This window comes from Phenylobacterium sp. J426 (assembly GCF_024699945.1).
Lineage (GTDB): Bacteria > Pseudomonadota > Alphaproteobacteria > Caulobacterales > Caulobacteraceae > Phenylobacterium.
In genome coordinates this window covers 1720805-1738422 of record NZ_JAJOMY010000001.1, presented here as the reverse complement: position 1 = coordinate 1738422, position 17618 = coordinate 1720805, and the positions used below count along the sequence as shown (strand labels likewise).

Below are 17618 nucleotides of genomic sequence, written 5' to 3'. Positions count from 1 at the left end.
GCTAGTGCTCCGCCCCATTGTCCATCGGGGCCTGCCCGTTCAGGGCGGCCTTGATCTCTTCGATGGCCTTGCCAAGCGCGAGCGAGGCCTGCGCCCCGGCTTCTTCCAGCTCACGCTCGCGCGCCCTCGCCCGGTCCAGCTCGGCGGCCAGGTTGGCGCGGTCCTGATCGAACAGGCCGCCGGCCTCGGCGCCGGCCTGGCGCAGCTTCTCGGCCAGCCTCTGCTCCAGAAGATGGACGGCGCGCTCCAGTCGCTTCGCGGCCAGGTCCAACGCGCTCTCGCCCGGGTTCATGCATGACTCCCCAAAGGCTTACAGGCCTTTTCTAAAGCGCGTCGTCTCGCTTGGGAATTGGCCGGTTTCTTGACCCTTCGGCCCTCACGTGCGAGGGCGCGCCGCATCCCGCCGTTAACGACTCGCGAAAGATCTCGATGCCCGCGCCGACGAAGCTCATGGCCGACGCCATCCGTGTCCTATCGATGGACGCCGTGGAGCAGGCCAACTCCGGCCACCCCGGCATGCCGATGGGCATGGCCGACGTCGCGACGGTTCTCTGGACGAAGTTCATGAAGTACGACGCGAGCCGCCCTGATTGGGCCGACCGCGACCGCTTCGTACTGTCGGCCGGCCACGGCTCGATGCTGCTGTACAGCCTGCTGCACCTGGCCGGCGTGAAGGCGGTGACGCTGGATAGCCTGCGCAACTTCCGCCAGCTCGGCTCCAACACGCCGGGCCACCCCGAATTCGGCCACACGCCGGGCGTCGAGACGACCACCGGCCCGCTGGGCCAGGGCCTGGCCACCGCCGTCGGCATGGCCATGGCCGAACGGCACCTGGCCGCCCGCTTCGGAGCGGACCTGGTCGACCATCGCACCTGGGTCGTGGCCGGCGACGGCTGCCTGATGGAAGGCGTCAGCCACGAGGCCATCAGCCTCGCCGGCCGCCTGAAGCTCGCCAAGCTGACCGTGCTCTGGGATGACAACGACATCACCATCGACGGCCACGTCGGCATCTCGGACGCCACCGACCAGCTGGCCCGTTTCAAGGCCGCCGGCTGGGCTACGAAGCGTATCGACGGCCACGACGAGGGGCAGATCCGCCGCGCGCTCGCCTGGGCCGTGAAGCAGGACAAGCCGACGCTGATCGCCTGCAAGACCATCATCGGCAAGGGTTCGCCCACCTTCGCCGGCACCCACGACGTGCACGGCAAGGCGCTGGGCAAGGACGAGGTGGTCAAGACCCGCGAGAACCTGGGCTGGCCGCACGAGCCCTTCGTCGTGCCGGACGAGGCCCTGAAGCCCTGGCGGTCGGCCGGCCGACGCGGCGCGAAGGCCCGCAAGGCCTGGGAGGCCAAGCTCGCCGCCTCGACCCTGCGCGGCGAGTTCGAGCGGGCCATGGCCGGCGAGCTGCCGAAGACGGCGTTCGCCGCCCTGGACCAGTTCATCGCAGATGCGGAGGCCAAGGCCCCAGCCGCAGCCACCCGCCAACACTCGGGTGCGGTGCTGGAGAAAATCTTCGGCGAGATCCCCGAGCTAATCGGCGGCTCGGCCGACCTGACCGGTTCGAACAACACCTTCGTCAAGAACACCCCGGTGTTCGACGCCCCCGACTACGCCGGCCGCTACGTGAACTACGGCGTGCGCGAGTTCGGCATGGCCGCGGCCATGAACGGCCTGGCCCTGCACGGCGGGGGTGATCCCGTACGGCGGCACGTTCCTGGTGTTCAGCGACTACGCCCGTCCCGCGATCCGCCTGTCGGCGCTGATGGGCGTGCGCACGATCTTCGTGGGCACCCACGACAGCATCGGCCTCGGCGAAGATGGCCCAACCCACCAGCCGGTGGAACACCTGGCCTCGCTGCGCGCCATGCCGAACCTGAACGTCTTCCGTCCGGCCGACGCGGTGGAGACCGCCGAGTGCTGGAAGCTGGCGCTGGACGCCAAGACGACGCCCTCGGTGCTGGCCCTGTCGCGCCAGAAGACCGCGGCCGTCCGCACCACCCCGATCGGCGAAAACCTGTCGGCCCGCGGCGCCTATCAGCTGGCCGCCGCCGGCCTGCCGGCCCAGGTGACGATCTTCGCCACGGGCACGGAGGTGCCGATCGCGCTGGCCGCCAAGGACCTGCTGGAGGCCGACGGCATTGGCGCCCGCGTGGTGTCCGTTCCCTGCTTCGAGCTGTTCGAGGCGCAGCCGCGCGACTATCAGGAGACGCTGATCGGCGAGTCCGAGGTGAAGGTCGCCATCGAGGCGGGCGTGCGCATGGGCTGGGATCGCTTCATCGGCGCCGACGGGGTCTTCGTGGGCATGACCGGCTTCGGCGCCAGCGCGCCGGACAAGGCGCTCTACCAGCACTTCGGCATCACCGCGGAAGCCGTGGCCGCTGCCGCCAAGGCGAAGCTGAGCTGAGCCATGCGCCTCGGCACGCCGCTCTCGCCGACCGCGCTGAAGGTCATGCTCCTGGGCTCGGGCGAGCTCGGCAAGGAGGTGGCGATCGAGCTGCAGCGGCTGGGCTGCGAGGTGATCGCCGTCGACCGCTATGCGGATGCGCCCGCCATGCAGGTGGCGCACCGCAGCCACGTGGTCGCAATGACCGACGCGGCGGCGCTGCGGGCGCTGGTCGAGGCCGAGCGGCCGCAGCTGATCGTGCCCGAGATCGAAGCCATCGCCACGGACGAGCTGGTGCGGATCGAAGCCGAGGGGCTGGCGACGGTCATCCCGACCGCGCGAGCGGCCCAGCTGACCATGAACCGCGAGGGAATCCGCAGGCTGGCCGCCGAGGAGCTGTCGCTGCCGACCAGCGCCTACGCCTTCGCCTCGTCGGAGGCCGAACTGGCGAAGGCCGCCGCTGAGGTGACCGGCTTCCCCTGTTTCGTGAAGCCGGTCATGAGCTCGTCGGGCAAGGGTCAGTCCTACGTGGAGGCTCCTGAGCAGATCGCCGACGCCTGGCGCTATGCGCTCGAGGGCGGGCGCGTGGAGCAGCCGCGCGTGATCGTCGAGGGCCGCGTGGACTTCGACTTTGAGATCACCCAGCTGACGGTCCGCAGCCTGAAGGACGGCGCGGTGGAGACGAGCTTCTGCGCCCCCATCGGCCACCGGCAGGTGAAGGGCGACTATGTCGAGAGCTGGCAACCGCAGGCGATGAGTGAGGCGGCGCTGGCGCGCAGCCGCGAGATCGCGGGCGCGGTGACCGAGGCGCTGGGCGGGCTCGGCCTCTTCGGCGTCGAGCTGTTCGTGAAGGGCGACGACGTCTGGTTCTCGGAGGTCTCGCCGCGGCCGCACGACACCGGGCTGGTGACCCTGGCCACGCAGCACTTCAGCGAGTTCGCGCTGCATGCCCGCGCGATCCTGGGGCTGCCGACGGACGTCAGCCTGCGCGAGCCGGGCGCCAGCGCGGTGATCTACGGCGGCATGGAGGCGCAAGGGATCGCCTTCGAGGGCGTCGCCGAGGCGCTGGCCACGCCGGGCGCCGACCTGCGGCTGTTCGGCAAGCCGGAGGCGTTCGAGCGCCGGCGCATGGGGGGTGGCCCTGGCGCGGGCCGCCGACGTGGATGAGGCGCGCGAAAGGGCGCGCGACGCAGCCGGCAGGGTGAGGCCGGTTCGGGGCTGAGGCTTCTGCGTGGGCTGGTTCGGGTCCGCGAACAGCACGAACGGCGCGAACGGCCCTCCTCCACCATCGTCATGGCGGGGCTTGTCGCGGCCATCCATCGACGCAGGCATGCGCCGGTTGCGCGCCGCGGAGGTCGCGGCCGGTTGCTGAGGGATCGGTGTGTCTGGGTCCCCGGGACGAGCCCGGGGACGAGCGAAGTGGGGTGGGAGCGGCTGGAGGGCGACGCGCTCTCTCTCAAGGAACAGGCTTGACCTTTGCGCGTTGCGGCGGCGGGGCTGGTCAGGGGACCGGCGCCGCCCGCAATCCATTGTCGTCATTCGTGTTCTTCCGGGGGTTGACTTCACCGTCCCCGACCGGAAGAACCCCGGCCACACCCGTGCCGAAAGGCCGCAGCCAGGAGATTTCCGCCCATGCCCGTTCGCGTCGCCATCAACGGTTTCGGTCGCATCGGCCGCCTGGTCCTGCGCTCGATCATCGAACATGCGCGGACGGACATCGAGGTCGTGGCCATCAACGACCTGGGCCCGGTGGAGACCAACGCCCACCTGCTGCGCTACGACAGCGTGCACGGCCGCTTCCCGGCCCAGGTGACGGTGAACGGCGACACCATCGACGTGGGCCGCGGCCCGATCAAGGTGACGGCCATCCGCAATCCGGCCGAGCTGCCGCACAAGGACCTGGGCGTCGACATCGCGCTAGAGTGCACCGGCCTGTTCACCGCCCGCGACAAGGCCGCCGCCCACCTGGAAGCCGGCGCCAAGCGGGTGATCATCTCGGCCCCCGGCGATGGCGTCGACAAGACCATCGTCTACGGCGTGAACCACGACACCCTGACCGCCGACGACCTGATCATCTCCAACGCCTCGTGCACCACCAACTGCCTGGCCCCGGTGGCCAAGGTCCTGCAGGACCTGTGCGGCATCGAGCGCGGCTACATGACCACCATCCACTCGTACACGGGCGACCAGCCGACGCTGGACACCATGCACAAGGACCTCTACCGCGCCCGCGCCGCGGCCATGTCGATGATCCCGACCTCGACCGGCGCCGCCAAGGCCCTGGGCCTGGTGATCCCGGCCCTGGCCGGGAAGCTGGACGGCAGCTCGATCCGCGTGCCGACCCCGAACGTCTCGGTCGTCGACCTGAAGTTCGTCCCGGGCAAGACCGTGACCGCCGCCGAGATCAACGAGGCCCTGGAAGCGGCCGCCGGCTCGGGCCCGCTCCGTGGCGTGCTGGCGGTGACCAAAGACCCGCTGGTGTCGACCGACTTCAACCACGTGTCGGCCTCGTCGACCGTGGCCCTGCCGCAGACCCAGGTGATCGGCGGCGGCCTCGGCCGGGTGCTGTCCTGGTACGACAACGAGTGGGGCTTCTCGACCCGCATGAGCGACACCGCCGTCGCCATGGGCAAGCTGATCTGAAGACGGCCGCCGCGCCGCGCTTCCCCTCGCCGTCATCCCGGCCGGAGCGCAGCGCAGAGCCGGGACCCATGGGCCACCGCGCGGGCGTAGCCCTGGGTCCCGGATCGGCCTCCGGCCGTCCGGGATGACGTGTTTGGGATGTTCCGGTGAGCCAGACCTTCAAGACCCTCGACGACGCCGACCTGCAGGGCAAACGCGCCCTCGCTCGCGTGGACTTCAACGTGCCGATGCAGGACGGGTCCGTCAGCGACGACACCCGCCTGCGGGCGGCGCTCCCGACCATCGAGAGGCTGCGCAGCGGCGGGGCCAAGGTGGTGCTGCTGGCCCACTTCGACCGGCCGAAGGGCAAGCGCGTCCCGGAGATGAGCCTGAAGCCCGTGGTCGAGCCGCTGTCGAAGCTGCTGGGCGCGCCGGTGGCCTTCGCCGAGGATTGCATCGGTGACGACGCGAAACGCGTCGTGGATGGGTTGCAGCCGGGCGGCGTCGCCCTGCTGGAAAACGTCCGCTTCCATGCCGGCGAGGAGAAGAACGATCCGGAGTTCGCGGCGGCGCTGGCCGCCAACGGCGACCTCTACGTCAACGACGCCTTCTCGGCCGCCCACCGGGCCCACGCCTCGACCGAAGGCCTGGCCCGCCGGCTGCCCGCCTACGCCGGCGAGCAGATGCGCAAGGAGTTGGAGGCGCTGGACGCCGCGCTGGGCAATCCGAAGCGCCCTGTGCTGGGCATCGTCGGCGGGGCCAAGGTCTCGACCAAGCTCGATCTGCTGAACAACTTGGTCGGCAAGCTGGACTACCTGGCGATCGGCGGCGGCATGGCGAACACCTTCCGCTTCGCGCAAGGGTACGAGATCGGAGGATCCCTTTGTGAAAAGGAGATGGCCGACACCGCCCGCGAGATCCTCAAGAAGGCCGAGGCGGCCGGCTGCAAGGTGATCCTGCCGTCGGATGTGGTCGTGGCGGTCGACCTCAAGCCCGGCGTCGAGACGCGAACCGTCGACCTGGCGAACGACAAGGTCGGGACCGAGGAGAAGATCTTCGACATCGGGCCTGCGACCCTGGACGAGGTGAAGGCCGCAATGGCGCAGTGCCGCACCCTGATCTGGAACGGGCCTTTCGGGGTGTTCGAGGTGCAACCCTTTGATAGGGCGACCGTTGAAGCTGCGCAGGAAGCCGCCGCGCTCGCCAGATCCGGCAAGCTGGTGGCGGTCGCGGGTGGCGGTGATACGGTTGCGGCCCTGAACGCAGCGCGCGCGACGGGCGATTTCACCTTCGTCTCAACGGCCGGCGGCGCGTTTCTGGAATGGATGGAAGGCAAGGAGCTGCCCGGAGTGGCGGCCCTGCAATCGTAAGGGGAATGTAGGCGATGGCCCGGATTACGCTCCGACAGCTACTCGATCACGCGGCTGAGCACGGCTACGGCGTGCCCGCGTTCAACATCAACAACATGGAACAGGCGCTGGCGATCATGGAGGCCGCGGAGGCCACCAACTCGCCGGTGATCATGCAGGCCTCGCGGGGCGCGCGGTCCTACGCCAACGACATCGTGCTGAAGCACCTGATCGACGCGATGGCCGAGATGTATCCGCACATCCCGATCTGCATGCACCAGGACCACGGCAACAACGAAGCCACCTGCGCCACGGCGATCCAGTACGGCTTCACCTCGGTGATGATGGACGGCTCGCTGATGGCCGACGGCAAGACGCCGGCCGACTACGACTACAACGTCCGCGTCACCAAGAACGTCGTCGACATGGCCCACTGGGTGGGCGCTTCGGTCGAGGGCGAACTGGGCGTGCTGGGCTCGCTGGAGACCGGCATGGGCGAGAAGGAGGACGGTCACGGCTTCGAGGGCAAGCTCGATCACGACCAGCTGCTGACCGACCCGGACCAGGCGGTCGAGTTCGTGAAGGCCACCGAGGTCGACGCCCTCGCCATCGCCATGGGCACCAGCCACGGCGCCTACAAGTTCACGCGCAAGCCGGACGGCGACGTCCTGGCGATGAACGTGATCGAGGAGATCCACCGCCGCCTGCCCAACACCCACCTGGTGATGCACGGCTCGTCCTCGGTGCCGCAGGAGCTGCAGGACCTGATCAACAAGTACGGCGGCGAGATGCCCCAGACCTGGGGCGTGCCGGTGGAAGAGATCCAGCGCGGCATCAAGCACGGCGTGCGCAAGATCAACATCGACACCGACAACCGCATGGCCATCACGGCGGCCATCCGCCAGGTGTTCACCGAGAAGCCCGGCGAGTTCGACCCGCGCAGCTACCTGAAGCCGGCCAAGGAGGCGATGCGGAAGGTCTGCATCCAGCGCTTCGAAGAGTTCGGCACGGCCGGTCACGCCGACAAGATCAAGCCGATCCCGCTGTCGGCCATGGCCAAGCGCTACGCCGCCGGCGAACTGGCGCCCAAGATCGGCATCACGGCGGTCGCCGCCGAGTAGGCGCGCCCCGACAGAACACGAAAGCGGCCGCGCCGGGCTTCGGCGCGGCCGTTTGCGTATCCGGAACCGCGGCCGCCCCCGGCCGGTTGAGGGCCCATGCGCAGGCACGCCCTCGTTCTGGGGCTCGCGTTTCTGGGACTGGCGATCGTGGCGGTGGCCGCCGGCTGGGGGTTCTATCAGGTCTCCCTGCCGACCGACGGCGGCCGCAGTCTGGGGCCGCTTTGGCCTTACCTGCTGGGCGCCGGCGCTCTGCTGGCGGTGCTCATCGCCGTACTTGCGGGCCTCGCCTTCTACGCCGGCCGCCACGGGTGGAAGGAGCGCACCGACGCGCCCCCGCCTAGGCCTCGATATCGGCGCCGCGCATCTCGCGAATGAACAGCAGGCCCACGACGAAGGTCAGCGACGCCACCACGATGGGATACCAGAGCCCGTAGTAGATGTTGCCGGTGGCCGCGACCATGGCGAAGGCCGTCGTCGGCAGGAAGCCGCCCAGCCAGCCGTTGCCGAGGTGGTACGGCAGCGACATCGAGGTGTACCGGATCCGGGCCGGGAACATCTCGACCAAGGCCGCCGCGATCGGGCCGTAGACCATGGTGACGTAGAGGACGAGCAGCCACAGCAGGGCCACGACGAGCGGCGTGTTCACCCGCGCGGGGTCCGCCTTCGCGGGATAGCCCGCCGCCTTGAGGTGCTCGCCGAGTTCGGTGGTCCAGGCCTTCTTGCGGGCGTCGAACTCGGGCTTGGGCAGGCCGCGTCCATCGAAGCTGGCGAGCGTGTCGGCGCCGATGCGGATGCTGGCCGCCGTTCCGGCCGGGGCGGCGGCGTTGACATAGGAGACGCCGGCGTTGGCCAGCGCCGACTTGGCGACGTCGCAGGAACTGACGAAGGCGGTCTTGCCGACGGGATCGAACTGGAACGAGCAGTCCGCGGGATCGGCGACCACCGTCACCGGCGCGCTGGCCGTGGCGGCGGCCAGCTGCGGATTGGCGGCGGCGGTGATGGCCTTGAAGATCGGGAAGTAGGTGAGCGCCGCCAGCAGGCAGCCGGCGAGGATGATCGGCCTGCGGCCGATCTTGTCGGACAGCCAGCCGAAGACGATGAAGAACGGGGTGGCGAGCGCCAGCGCGATGGCGACGAGGGTGTTCGCCTGGGCGCCGTCGACCTTCAGCATCCGCTCGAGGAAGAACAGCGCGTAGAACTGGCCGGTGTACCAGACCACCGCCTGGCCGGCGGTGAGGCCCACCAGCGCCAGCAGAATGAGCTTGAGGTTGCTCCAGCGGCCGAAGCTCTCGGCCAGGGGCTTCTTCGCGGTCTTCCCCCTCCAGCGCCATCTTCTGGAAGACGGGGCTCTCGTTGAGCTTGAGCCGGATCCAGAGGGAAACGCCCAGCAGCAGGATCGAGACCAGGAACGGAATCCGCCAGCCCCAGGCCCGGAAGGCCTCCTCCCCCAGCTGGGTGCGGACGAGCAGGATGATCACCAGGCTGAGAAACAGGCCGGCGGTGGCGGTGATCTGAATCCAGCTGGTGTAGAGGCCCCGCTTGCCGGGCGGGGCGTGCTCGGCGACGTAGGTGGCGGCGCCTCCGTACTCGCCGCCCAGCGCCAGGCCCTGGATGAGACGCATGACGATCAGCAGGATGGGCGCGGCGACGCCGATCGTCGCGTAACTCGGCAGCAGCCCCACGACGAAAGTCGACAGGCCCATCAGCAGCATGGTCACAAGGAAGGTGTTCTTCCGCCCCCAGAGGTCGCCCAGGCGGCCGAAGACGATGGCCCCGAACGGCCGGACGGCGAAGCCGGCGGCGAAGGCCAGCAGGGCGAAGATGTAGCCCGTGACCTCGTTCACGCCGGAGAAGAAGTGGGCGGTGATGAAGCTGGCCAGCGAGCCGTAGAGGTAGAAGTCGTACCACTCGAACACGGTGCCGACCGAAGCGCCGGCGACCACCATCGCATTGCCGCCCTTCGCCGGAGCCGCAGCCTCCGCCGTCGCCATACGCACCCTCCCGGTCTCTCTCGTTGCCGGAGACCGTAGGAGTGGAATGGTCAGGCTGGCAACGCCCTGGAGGTCAGGAGAGCCTCAGTCCTTTTCGCCCAGCTCGCCCGTGGCGCGCTGCAGGTAGTTGGGCTCGCCCAGGCTCTTGAGCAGCGACAGCTCGGTCTCGAGGAAGTCGATGTGCTCCTCGGTGTCGTCGAGGATCTCGACCAGCACCTCGCGCGAGATGAAGTCGTTCGAAGCCTCGCACAGCTTGATGGCCTCGATCTGGGCGGCGCGGCCGCGCACCTCGACGCCGAGGTCGGCGGCCAAGCATTCGCCAACCGTCTCGCCGATGGAGAGTTTGTGCAGGTCCTGCAGGTTGGGCAGGCCGTCGAGGAACAGGATGCGTTTGATGAGCTTGTCGGCGTGCTTCATCTCGCCGATCGACTCTTCGTAGGTGATCTTGCCGAGCTTGGCGAAGCCCCAGTTCTCGTACATCCGCGCGTGCAGATAGTACTGGTTGATTGCGGTCAGCTCGTTGGTGAGCACCGTGTTCAACAGCCGGATGATCGCCTTGTCGCCCTGCATCGCCGCACCTTTCGTCCATTCACTGAACGCGGGAATGCCCGGGGCGATGCACCAGGTCAAAGCCTATGTCTGCAAGTGATTTGCGCTTGCCAAGAAAACTGTAGTTTTCGCTGCGAATGACTTGCGGTTGCTGAAAAGGCTGAGGTTCCGGCCTATTCGGCGGCGTACTTCAGGGCCTCGCGCTCCTCGTCCAGCATCTTGCGCATGTCGCAGACGCAGCGGGCGCACTGGGCCTGGGGAGTCGCAGGCCTTGAATATCTGCGCGGGGCGGCTGGCGCCGGCCGCGATGGCGGCGCGCACGTCGCGTTCGCGGATGCCGTTGCAGTTGCAGACGTACATTTGGGCGCGAGGGCTCCTGCCTGTCCGGTTTCGATCTAGCGTGATGATAACGCCTTTGCAAGTCATTCGCATTTGATCCGGCGCAATGTCGCAGATCACGTTCGCGTTGTAGACTGCCGCGCGTCGCCGTGAGGGCGGCGGCAGTGATCGGGGATGGGCATGGACCTGGACGCGCTTCTGCTCTCGCGGCTGCAGTTCGCCTTCACCATCGCGTTCCACATCATCTTCCCCAGCTTCACCATCGGACTGGCGAGCTTCCTGGCGGTGCTGGAAGGGCTGTGGCTCGCCACCCGGCGCGAGGCCTTCAAGACGCTCTATCTCTTCTGGGTGAAGATCTTCGCCCTGTCGTTCGGGATGGGCGTCGTCTCGGGCGTGGTGATGAGCTACCAGCTCGGCACCAACTGGAGCGTCTTCTCCACCATCGTCTCGCCGGTGATCGGGCCGCTGCTGGCGTTCGAGGTGCTGACCGCCTTCTTCCTGGAGGCCAGCTTCCTGGGGGTGATGCTGTTCGGCTGGCGCAAGGTGGGCCCCAGGCTGCATTTCACCGCCACCGTCACGGTCGCCGTCGGCACCCTGATCTCGGCCTTCTGGATCATCTCGGCCAACTCGTGGATGCAGCATCCCGCGGGCTTCGGACGGATGCCCGACGGCACGCTGCGGGCCCTGGACTGGATGTCGGTGATCTTCTCGCCGACCTTCCCCGAGCGCTTCGCCCACATGGTGCTGGCGGCCTATCTGACCACGGCGCTGGTGGTGGGCGCCGCCTCGGCCTGGCGGCTGCTGCGGCAGCCGCAGGAGACGGAGTCGCGTCTGGCGCTGCGCATGGCGGTGGGCATGTTCGCGATCGTCGCGCCGCTGCAGCTGGTGGTCGGTGACCTGTCGGGCAAGGAGGTGCTGCAGGTGCAGCCGGCTAAGCTGGCCGCCATCGAGGCCTTCTGGGAGACCCGCACCGAGCAGCCCTTCCACATCGCCGCCTGGCCCGACCGGGCGGCCGAGAAGAACCAGTGGGAGATCTCGATCCCGAAGATCGGCAGCTGGATCACCGCCGGCGAGAGCGCCGCGGAGATCAAGGGACTGAAGGCCTTCGCGCCCGAGGACCGGCCGCCGGTGGCCCTCGTCTTCTGGGCCTTCCGGGTGATGGTCGGCCTGGGTCTCGCCATGATCGCCCTTGGCGCGTGGGGCGCGTGGCTGATTCTGCGGGGACGCCGGCCGGGGCGGGGGCCCGAGGCCGTCCGGCCGTTCCTGTGGGCCTGCGTGGCCATGGGGCCGGCAGGGTTCGTGGCCGTCATCGCGGGCTGGATCGTCGCCGAGGTCGGTCGCCAGCCCTACGTGGTCTATGGCGTGCTGCGCACCGCCGACGCCGTCTCGCCGGTGGGCGCGGGCTCGGTCTCGGCCTCGCTGCTGGCCTTCTTGGTGGTCTACGCGGTCGTCTTCAGCGTAGGCGCGCTCTACATCCTGCGCCTGATCGCCGCCGGGCCGCTGCCGCCCGGGGCGGCGGACACCGAGCCGCCGATCAAGCCCCGACCGCCGGGGTATGCGCTGGGCGCCGCGCCGGATCCCGCCGCCCATGAAGAGGAGGCCCGTCGATGACCCTCGACCTGCCGCTGATCTGGGCCGGCGTCATTGCCGTGGCGGTCCTGATGTACGTGCTGCTGGACGGCTTCGACCTGGGCATCGGGATCCTGTTCCCATTCGCCGGCTCGGCCCAGGAGCGCGACGTGATGATGGACACGGTGGCGCCCGTCTGGGACGGCAACGAGACCTGGCTGGTGCTGGGCGGCGGCGGCCTGTTCGCCGCCTTCCCGGCGGCCTACGGCGCGCTTATGCCGGCGCTCTACATCCCGATCATCATGATGCTGCTGGCGCTGATCCTGCGCGGCGTCGCCTTCGAGTTCCGGTTGCGCGGCCGGCGTCGCGGCAAGCGGTTCTGGACGGCCGCCTTCGCCGGCGGCTCGCTGGCGGCGACGATCGCCCAGGGCCTGGTGCTGGGCGGCTTCATTCAGGGCGTGACCGTGTCCGAGGGGCAGTTCGCGGGCGGACCATTCGACTGGCTGACGCCGTACACCCTGCTGGTCGCGCTGGGCCTGGTGGCCGGCTACGTCCTGCTGGGCGCCTGCTGGCTGATCTGGAAGACCGAGGACGAGCTGCACGGCCGCGCCCGACGGTGGGCCTGGATCTCCACGGCCGCAACGGCGGGGCTGCTCGGAGCCGTGAGCCTCGCGACCCTGTTCGTCCATCCGCGGATCGCCTCGCGATGGGGCTTCGCCGGCGGCGCGTTCGACTTCGGCGAGCTGGGTCCCCTGCTGGCCATCCCGGCGGTGGGGCTGCTGGGCCTGGCGGCGGTGATCCTGGGACTGCGCCGCCATTCCCACGGCTGGCCGTTCCTCGGGGCCTTCACGATCTTCCTGTCCGGCTACCTGGGGCTGGCGATCAGCTTCTTCCCGAACATCGTCCCCTACGACATGACCTTCCGCCAGGCCGCCTCGGCCGACAACGCCCTGGGGCTGATGCTGGTGGGCGTGGCGATCCTGTTGCCGGCCATCCTGGGCTACACGGCCTGGGTCTACTGGGTCTTCCGCGGCAAGGTCAGCGAAGATGCCGGCTATCATTGAGCCGCCGCCTGAACCGGGCGCGACCCAGCCGCCGCTGTGGAAACGGCTGGCCTGGTTCTTCGGCCTGGCGGCGGCGGGGACGCTGGCCACCGCCGCCGTCGCCTACGCCTTGAAAGCCCTGCTGAAGTAGGCTCTAGGGCGGCATGGCCGAACCGCTCTGCCGCCTTTACCTGATCACGCCGCCCCGGATCGACGATCTGGCGGCGTTCGGACACGTCCTGGCGCACGCCCTCGACGCGGGCGACGTCGCGGCCCTGCAGATACGCCTGAAGGACCAGCCGGACGAAGTCATCGCGGCGGCGGTGGACGCGCTGACGCCGATCTGCGCCTCGCGCGGGGTGGCGGTGATCCTCAACGACCGGCCGGACCTGGCCGCCAAGCTCGGCTGCGACGGCGTGCACATCGGCCAGGAGGATGCTTCATACGCCGAGGCGCGGCGCATCGTCGGCAAGGACCGGATGGTCGGGGTCACCTGCCACGACAGCCGCCACCTGGCGATGGAGGCCGCCGAAGCCGGGGCGGACTATGTCGCGTTCGGCGCCTTCTTCCCGACCACCACCAAGGACGCGAGCACGCGCGCCGAACCCGAGATCCTGACCATCTGGCAGGAGACCATGGAGGTCCCCTGCGTCGCGATCGGCGGGATTACCGTGCAGACCGCCCGCGAGCTGGCCCGTGCGGGCGCCGACTTCCTGGCCGTGTCCGCCGGCGTCTGGAGCCATGGCGACGGCCCGGCCGCAGCCGTGGCGGCGTTCAACCGCGAGATCGCGGCCGGCGTCGCTGAGCGGGCATAAGCACGCGCCTTGCTTTGCAGGGCGCCCGCAACTAGGTTCCGCCGCCCATGATCGCCCAATCCGCCCTGCTGAAAGTGATGAGCGACGCCGCGCGCAAGGCCGCGCGGGGCCTCAATCGCGACTTCGGCGAACTCGCCGAGCTGCAGGTGGCCAAGAAGGCGCCCGCCGACTTCGTCTCCGCCGCCGACCTCAAGGCCGAACAGGTGCTGTTCGAAGCCCTGACCAAGGCCCGCCCCGGCTATTCGTTCTGGGGCGAGGAGCGCGGCCTCATCGAAGGGACCGACAAGACCCACACCTGGATCGTCGACCCGCTGGACGGCACGACGAACTTCCTGCACGCCATCCCGCACTTCGCGATCAACATCGCGCTGGAGCGCGAGGGCGCCGGCGTCGTGGCCGCCGTCACCTACAACCCCGCCACCAACGAGCTGTTCTGGGCCGAGAAGGGCAAGGGCTGCTACGTCAACGACAAGCGCCTGCGGGTCGCCGCCCGTCAGCGGCTGGACGAGTCGGTGCTGGCCACCGGCATCCCCTTCCTGGGCCACGGCCAGCACGCGAAGTTCCTGAAGGAGCTGCACCAGATCAGCCAAAGGGTCGCGGGCGTGCGCCGCTTCGGCTCTGCGGCTCTCGATCTCGCCTGGGTCGCGGCGGGCCGCTACGACGGCTACTGGGAGCGCGACCTGAAGGCCTGGGACCTGGCGGCCGGCGTGCTGATGGTCACCGAGGCCGGAGGCAAGGTGACCGACGCCGAGGGCGGCGAGGACATGCTGAAGGCGGGATCGATCGTCGCCGGCAACCTCGACATCCACCCGCTGCTGCTGGACCGCCTGCAGGCCGCCGCGAAGTAGCGGCTGTCACAAAGACGGCTAAGGTGGCGGCATGATCACGCGCCGCACCCTCGCCGCCTCCGCGCTCGCGCTCGCCGGAACCCCCGTCGTGGCCCGGGCCGTCACTCCGGCCAAGACGCGCCCCATCGTCATCGCCCATCGTGGGGCGAGCGGCGAGCGCCCCGAGCACACCCTGATGGCCTACGAACTGGCCATCACCCAAGGCGCCGACTTCATCGAACCCGATCTCGTTCCCACCAAGGACGGCCATTTGGTGGCCCGGCACGAGAACGAGATCGGCGGCACCACCGACGTCGCGGCGCGGCCGGAGTTCGCCGGGCGCAAGACGACCAAGACCATCGACGGCGAGCCGGTGACCGGCTGGTTCACCGAGGACTTCACGCTGGCGGAGCTGAAGACCCTGCGGGCGCGTGAGCGGCTGCCGCAGTTGCGGCCGGCCAATACGAAGTTCGACGGCCGCGAGGCCATCCCGACCTTCGAGGAGGTGGTGAAGCTGGCGAAGGCCAAGGGCGTCGGCGTCTATCCCGAGATGAAACACCCCTCCTATTTCGCAGGGATCGGCCTGCCGCTGGAGGCTCGGCTGGCGGACGCGCTGAAGGCCGCGGACCTGAACAGCGCCGACGCCAAGGTTTTCGTCCAGTGCTTCGAGGCCGAGCCGCTGAAGACGTTCGGCCGGCTGTCCAAGGCGCGCCGCGTTTTCCTCGTTTCCGACGGACCAGGTCCCTCGCTCTCCATGCTGAGCGCGGACGGTCTGCAGCAGGTGAAGGGCTTCGCGGAAGGCGTTGGGTTAGAGTGGTCGCTGGTGGTCATGCCCCAAGGCATGCCGACCTACATCCCGCACAAAGCTCACGAACTTGGGCTGTTCGTGCACGCGTGGACCGTCCGGGCCGAGAACCACTTCCTGCCGCCGATCCTGCGGAACGCCGGCGGCCCCGCTGCGCATGGGAACGTGGAAGTCCTGTTGAACGAGCTGTTTTGCTGGGGCGCGGACGGCGTGTTCAGCGACTTCCCCGCGATCGCCGTGAAGCTCCGGGATCGCGGATGCGTGCACCTGCCGGAAGACCCTAGCTAAGCCGCCGCCCCGAACTGCAGGGCGGCCAGGCGGGCATAGAGGCCCTTCTTCGCCACCAGTTCGGCGTGCGTCCCCTCCTCGACGACACGCCCCTCGTCCATGACGACGATCCGATCGGCCTTGAGCACTGTCGCCAAGCGGTGGGCGATGACGAGTGTGGTGTGGCCCTCCATCGCCTGGTCGAGGGCGTGCTGGACGAGCTGTTCGTTCTCGGCGTCGAGGGCGCTGGTGGCCTCGTCCAGCAGCAGGACTGGGGCGCCTCGCACCAGGGCGCGGGCGATGGCCAGACGCTGGCGCTGGCCGCCGGAAAGGCTACGGGCGCGCTCGCCCAGCGGCGTTTCCAGGCCTTGCGGCAACGCTTCCAGGAACCCGTCGGCGTGAGCGGCGCGGACGGCGGCGGCGACCTCGGCGTCGGAGGCCTCGGGCCGGCCGAAACGGACGTTCTCGCGGGCCGAGCCGGAGAACAGCGGGCTCTCCTGAGCGACGAGGGCGAGGCGGCTGCGGACGGCGACGGGATCGGCGTCGCGCAGGTCGACGCCGTCGAGGCGGATGACCCCGGCCTCGGGATCGTAGAAGCGCAGCAACAGGCGGAAGACGGTGCTCTTGCCGGCGCCCGAGGGGCCGACGAGGGCCACCCGCTCGCCGGGCTTCACCTGCAGCGAGAAGCCCTTGAGCGCGGGGAGCTCGGGGCGCCCGGGATAGGCGAAGGTGACCGCATCGAAGACGACCTCGCCGCGCGGCGGCTCGGGCAGGGCGACGGGCCGGGCGGGGGCGGCCACGGCCGGCCGGGCGTCCAGCAGCTGGCCCACGCGCTCCATGGGCGCCGGCGGCCTTCTGGACGTCTCCCCAGGTCTCGCCGAGCGCGCCCACCGCGCCGGCGGCGATCACCGAGAGGAAGGCGAACTGGAAGAGCGTGCCCCAGCTCATCTCGCCCCGCAGGCCCGCGTGCACCCCCAGTTGGAAGACGCCGACGATGCCGCCGAAGACGAGCGCGATGACGAGGGCCGTCATCACCGCCCGCGCGGTCATCCGCCGAACCGACAGCCGGAAAGACTCTTCGACCGCGTCGCCGAACGTGGTTGCGGCGGCGGCCTCGCGGCCGAAGGCCTGGACGGTCTCGAGCGCATCCAGGCTCTCGCCGGCGTGGCCCACCGCCCCGGCGAAACGGTCCTGGGTCGTGGCGGTCAGCTTGCGCACCTTGCGGCCGAACAGGAACATCGGCGCCAGCACGACCGGGAAGGACAGCAGCACCAGGCCGGTGAGCTTGGCGCTGACCACCATCAGCATGATCAGCGCGCCGGTCAGCATCAACAGGTTCCGAATGGCCACCGAGATCGAGGTGGCGAGCAGGCTTTCGACGATGGCGATATCGGTGGTCAGGCGCGACAGCACCTCGCCCGTCCGGGTCTTCAGGAAGAAGGCCTGATCGAGGGTGAGGATGTGCGCGTAGACGGCCTTGCGCAGGTCGGCGACGGCGCGCTCGCCCAGCTTGGTGACGAAGAAGTAGCGGAGCGCCGAGGACAGGGCCAGAGCGAGCGCCACGCCGCCCACCAGCAGGAACCAGCGGTCGACGCTGCCGTGGTTAGCTCGGGCTGACGTCAGGTGGTCGACCAGAAGGCGGATCGCGCCGGACATGCCCAGCGTCGCCGCGGTGGCCGCAACCAGGAAGACAGCGGCCCAGGTCGCATCTCCCCAGTGGGCGCCGATGTAGGGCAGCAGACGGCGCAGGGCGCCGACGTTGCGGCTGCGGCCGCGCCGCTCGGCGGCCTCCGCCAGGTTCTGGGCCAGGGTCTGGCCCGCGCTGGGCCTGCCCGGCGCCGAGACCTCGGCCGTCCCCGGTTCACTCATCGGGGCTCACTCATTCCGCAACACCTTGCAATCCCGGCGGGCTTTCTCTATACGCCCGGCTTCCTTTTG

At 69.5% G+C, this 17618-nt stretch carries 12 protein-coding genes and 5 pseudogenes; 12 read left to right on the top strand and 5 right to left on the bottom strand.

The annotated features are described in order from the left end of the window. Window position 1: 1 nt before the first annotated feature. On the bottom strand, window positions 2-292 hold the full coding sequence (locus tag LRS10_RS09065; RefSeq protein ID WP_308237943.1) for a DUF4164 family protein: 291 nt from the start codon (window positions 290-292) through the stop codon (window positions 2-4). A 137-nt stretch (window positions 293-429) separates the two neighbouring features. Here LRS10_RS09065 and tkt point away from each other — a divergent pair. From tkt to LRS10_RS09035, 6 genes and pseudogenes are all read left to right on the top strand, one after another. Further along, window positions 430-2404: pseudogene (gene tkt, locus LRS10_RS09060) on the top strand (transketolase). Between the two features lie 3 nt (window positions 2405-2407). Further along, window positions 2408-3605: pseudogene (purT, locus tag LRS10_RS09055) on the top strand (formate-dependent phosphoribosylglycinamide formyltransferase). A gap of 410 nt (window positions 3606-4015) precedes the next feature. Then, window positions 4016-5026 carry a type I glyceraldehyde-3-phosphate dehydrogenase gene (gene gap, locus LRS10_RS09050; protein ID WP_257836958.1) on the top strand — a complete coding sequence of 337 codons (1011 nt, stop codon included), beginning with the start codon at window positions 4016-4018 and terminating at the stop codon, window positions 5024-5026. 146 nt (window positions 5027-5172) lie between these two features. Next, window positions 5173-6375 carry a phosphoglycerate kinase gene (gene pgk, locus LRS10_RS09045; protein WP_257836957.1) on the top strand — a complete coding sequence of 401 codons (1203 nt, stop codon included), beginning with the start codon at window positions 5173-5175 and terminating at the stop codon, window positions 6373-6375. Between the two features lie 14 nt (window positions 6376-6389). Continuing rightward, a complete protein-coding gene (fba, locus tag LRS10_RS09040; RefSeq protein WP_257836956.1) occupies window positions 6390-7475 on the top strand; it encodes a class II fructose-bisphosphate aldolase in 1086 nt (361 codons plus the stop codon). Between the two features lie 96 nt (window positions 7476-7571). Continuing rightward, on the top strand, window positions 7572-7850 hold the full coding sequence (locus LRS10_RS09035) for a hypothetical protein (RefSeq protein WP_257836955.1): 279 nt from the start codon (window positions 7572-7574) through the stop codon (window positions 7848-7850). On the opposite strand, the pseudogene LRS10_RS09030 reads toward LRS10_RS09035, so the two are convergent. From LRS10_RS09030 to LRS10_RS09020, 3 genes and pseudogenes are all read right to left on the bottom strand, one after another. Next, window positions 7813-9466, bottom strand: a pseudogene (locus tag LRS10_RS09030) (MFS transporter). The gene LRS10_RS09035 and the pseudogene LRS10_RS09030 overlap by 38 nt on opposite strands. An 84-nt stretch (window positions 9467-9550) precedes the next feature. Further along, window positions 9551-10036, bottom strand: coding sequence for a bacterioferritin (gene bfr, locus LRS10_RS09025; protein ID WP_257836954.1), 486 nt, complete (start codon window positions 10034-10036; stop codon window positions 9551-9553). A 152-nt stretch (window positions 10037-10188) separates the two neighbouring features. Beyond that, window positions 10189-10375 (bottom strand): annotated as a pseudogene (locus tag LRS10_RS09020) (bacterioferritin-associated ferredoxin). Window positions 10376-10534: 159 nt separating this feature from the next. On the opposite strand from LRS10_RS09020, the gene LRS10_RS09015 reads away from it, so the two are divergent. Genes LRS10_RS09015 through LRS10_RS08990 form a run of 6 tightly spaced genes read left to right on the top strand, consistent with a single transcriptional unit; the run spans window position 10535 to window position 15701 of the window. Then, window positions 10535-11965 (top strand): cytochrome ubiquinol oxidase subunit I, encoded by a 1431-nt coding sequence (locus LRS10_RS09015; protein ID WP_257836953.1) that lies wholly within the window; start codon window positions 10535-10537, stop codon window positions 11963-11965. After that, window positions 11962-12987 carry a cytochrome d ubiquinol oxidase subunit II gene (gene cydB, locus LRS10_RS09010; RefSeq protein WP_257836952.1) on the top strand — a complete coding sequence of 342 codons (1026 nt, stop codon included), beginning with the start codon at window positions 11962-11964 and terminating at the stop codon, window positions 12985-12987. The genes LRS10_RS09015 and cydB overlap by 4 nt, the downstream gene beginning before the upstream one ends. Then, window positions 12971-13117 (top strand): DUF2474 domain-containing protein, encoded by a 147-nt coding sequence (locus tag LRS10_RS09005; RefSeq protein ID WP_257836951.1) that lies wholly within the window; start codon window positions 12971-12973, stop codon window positions 13115-13117. Before cydB ends, LRS10_RS09005 begins: the two co-directional genes overlap by 17 nt. A gap of 13 nt (window positions 13118-13130) precedes the next feature. Beyond that, window positions 13131-13781 carry a thiamine phosphate synthase gene (gene thiE, locus LRS10_RS09000; protein WP_257836950.1) on the top strand — a complete coding sequence of 217 codons (651 nt, stop codon included), beginning with the start codon at window positions 13131-13133 and terminating at the stop codon, window positions 13779-13781. 47 nt (window positions 13782-13828) lie between these two features. Next, the gene (locus LRS10_RS08995; protein WP_257836949.1) at window positions 13829-14629 is read left to right on the top strand and encodes an inositol monophosphatase family protein; all 801 of its coding nucleotides are present in this window, start codon (window positions 13829-13831) and stop codon (window positions 14627-14629) included. A 31-nt stretch (window positions 14630-14660) separates the two neighbouring features. After that, window positions 14661-15701 carry a glycerophosphodiester phosphodiesterase family protein gene (locus tag LRS10_RS08990; RefSeq protein ID WP_257836948.1) on the top strand — a complete coding sequence of 347 codons (1041 nt, stop codon included), beginning with the start codon at window positions 14661-14663 and terminating at the stop codon, window positions 15699-15701. Here LRS10_RS08990 and LRS10_RS08985 read toward each other — a convergent pair. After that, window positions 15698-17549 (bottom strand): annotated as a pseudogene (locus LRS10_RS08985) (ABC transporter transmembrane domain-containing protein). The gene LRS10_RS08990 and the pseudogene LRS10_RS08985 sit on opposite strands and share 4 nt — an antisense overlap. Window positions 17550-17618 lie beyond the last annotated feature (69 nt).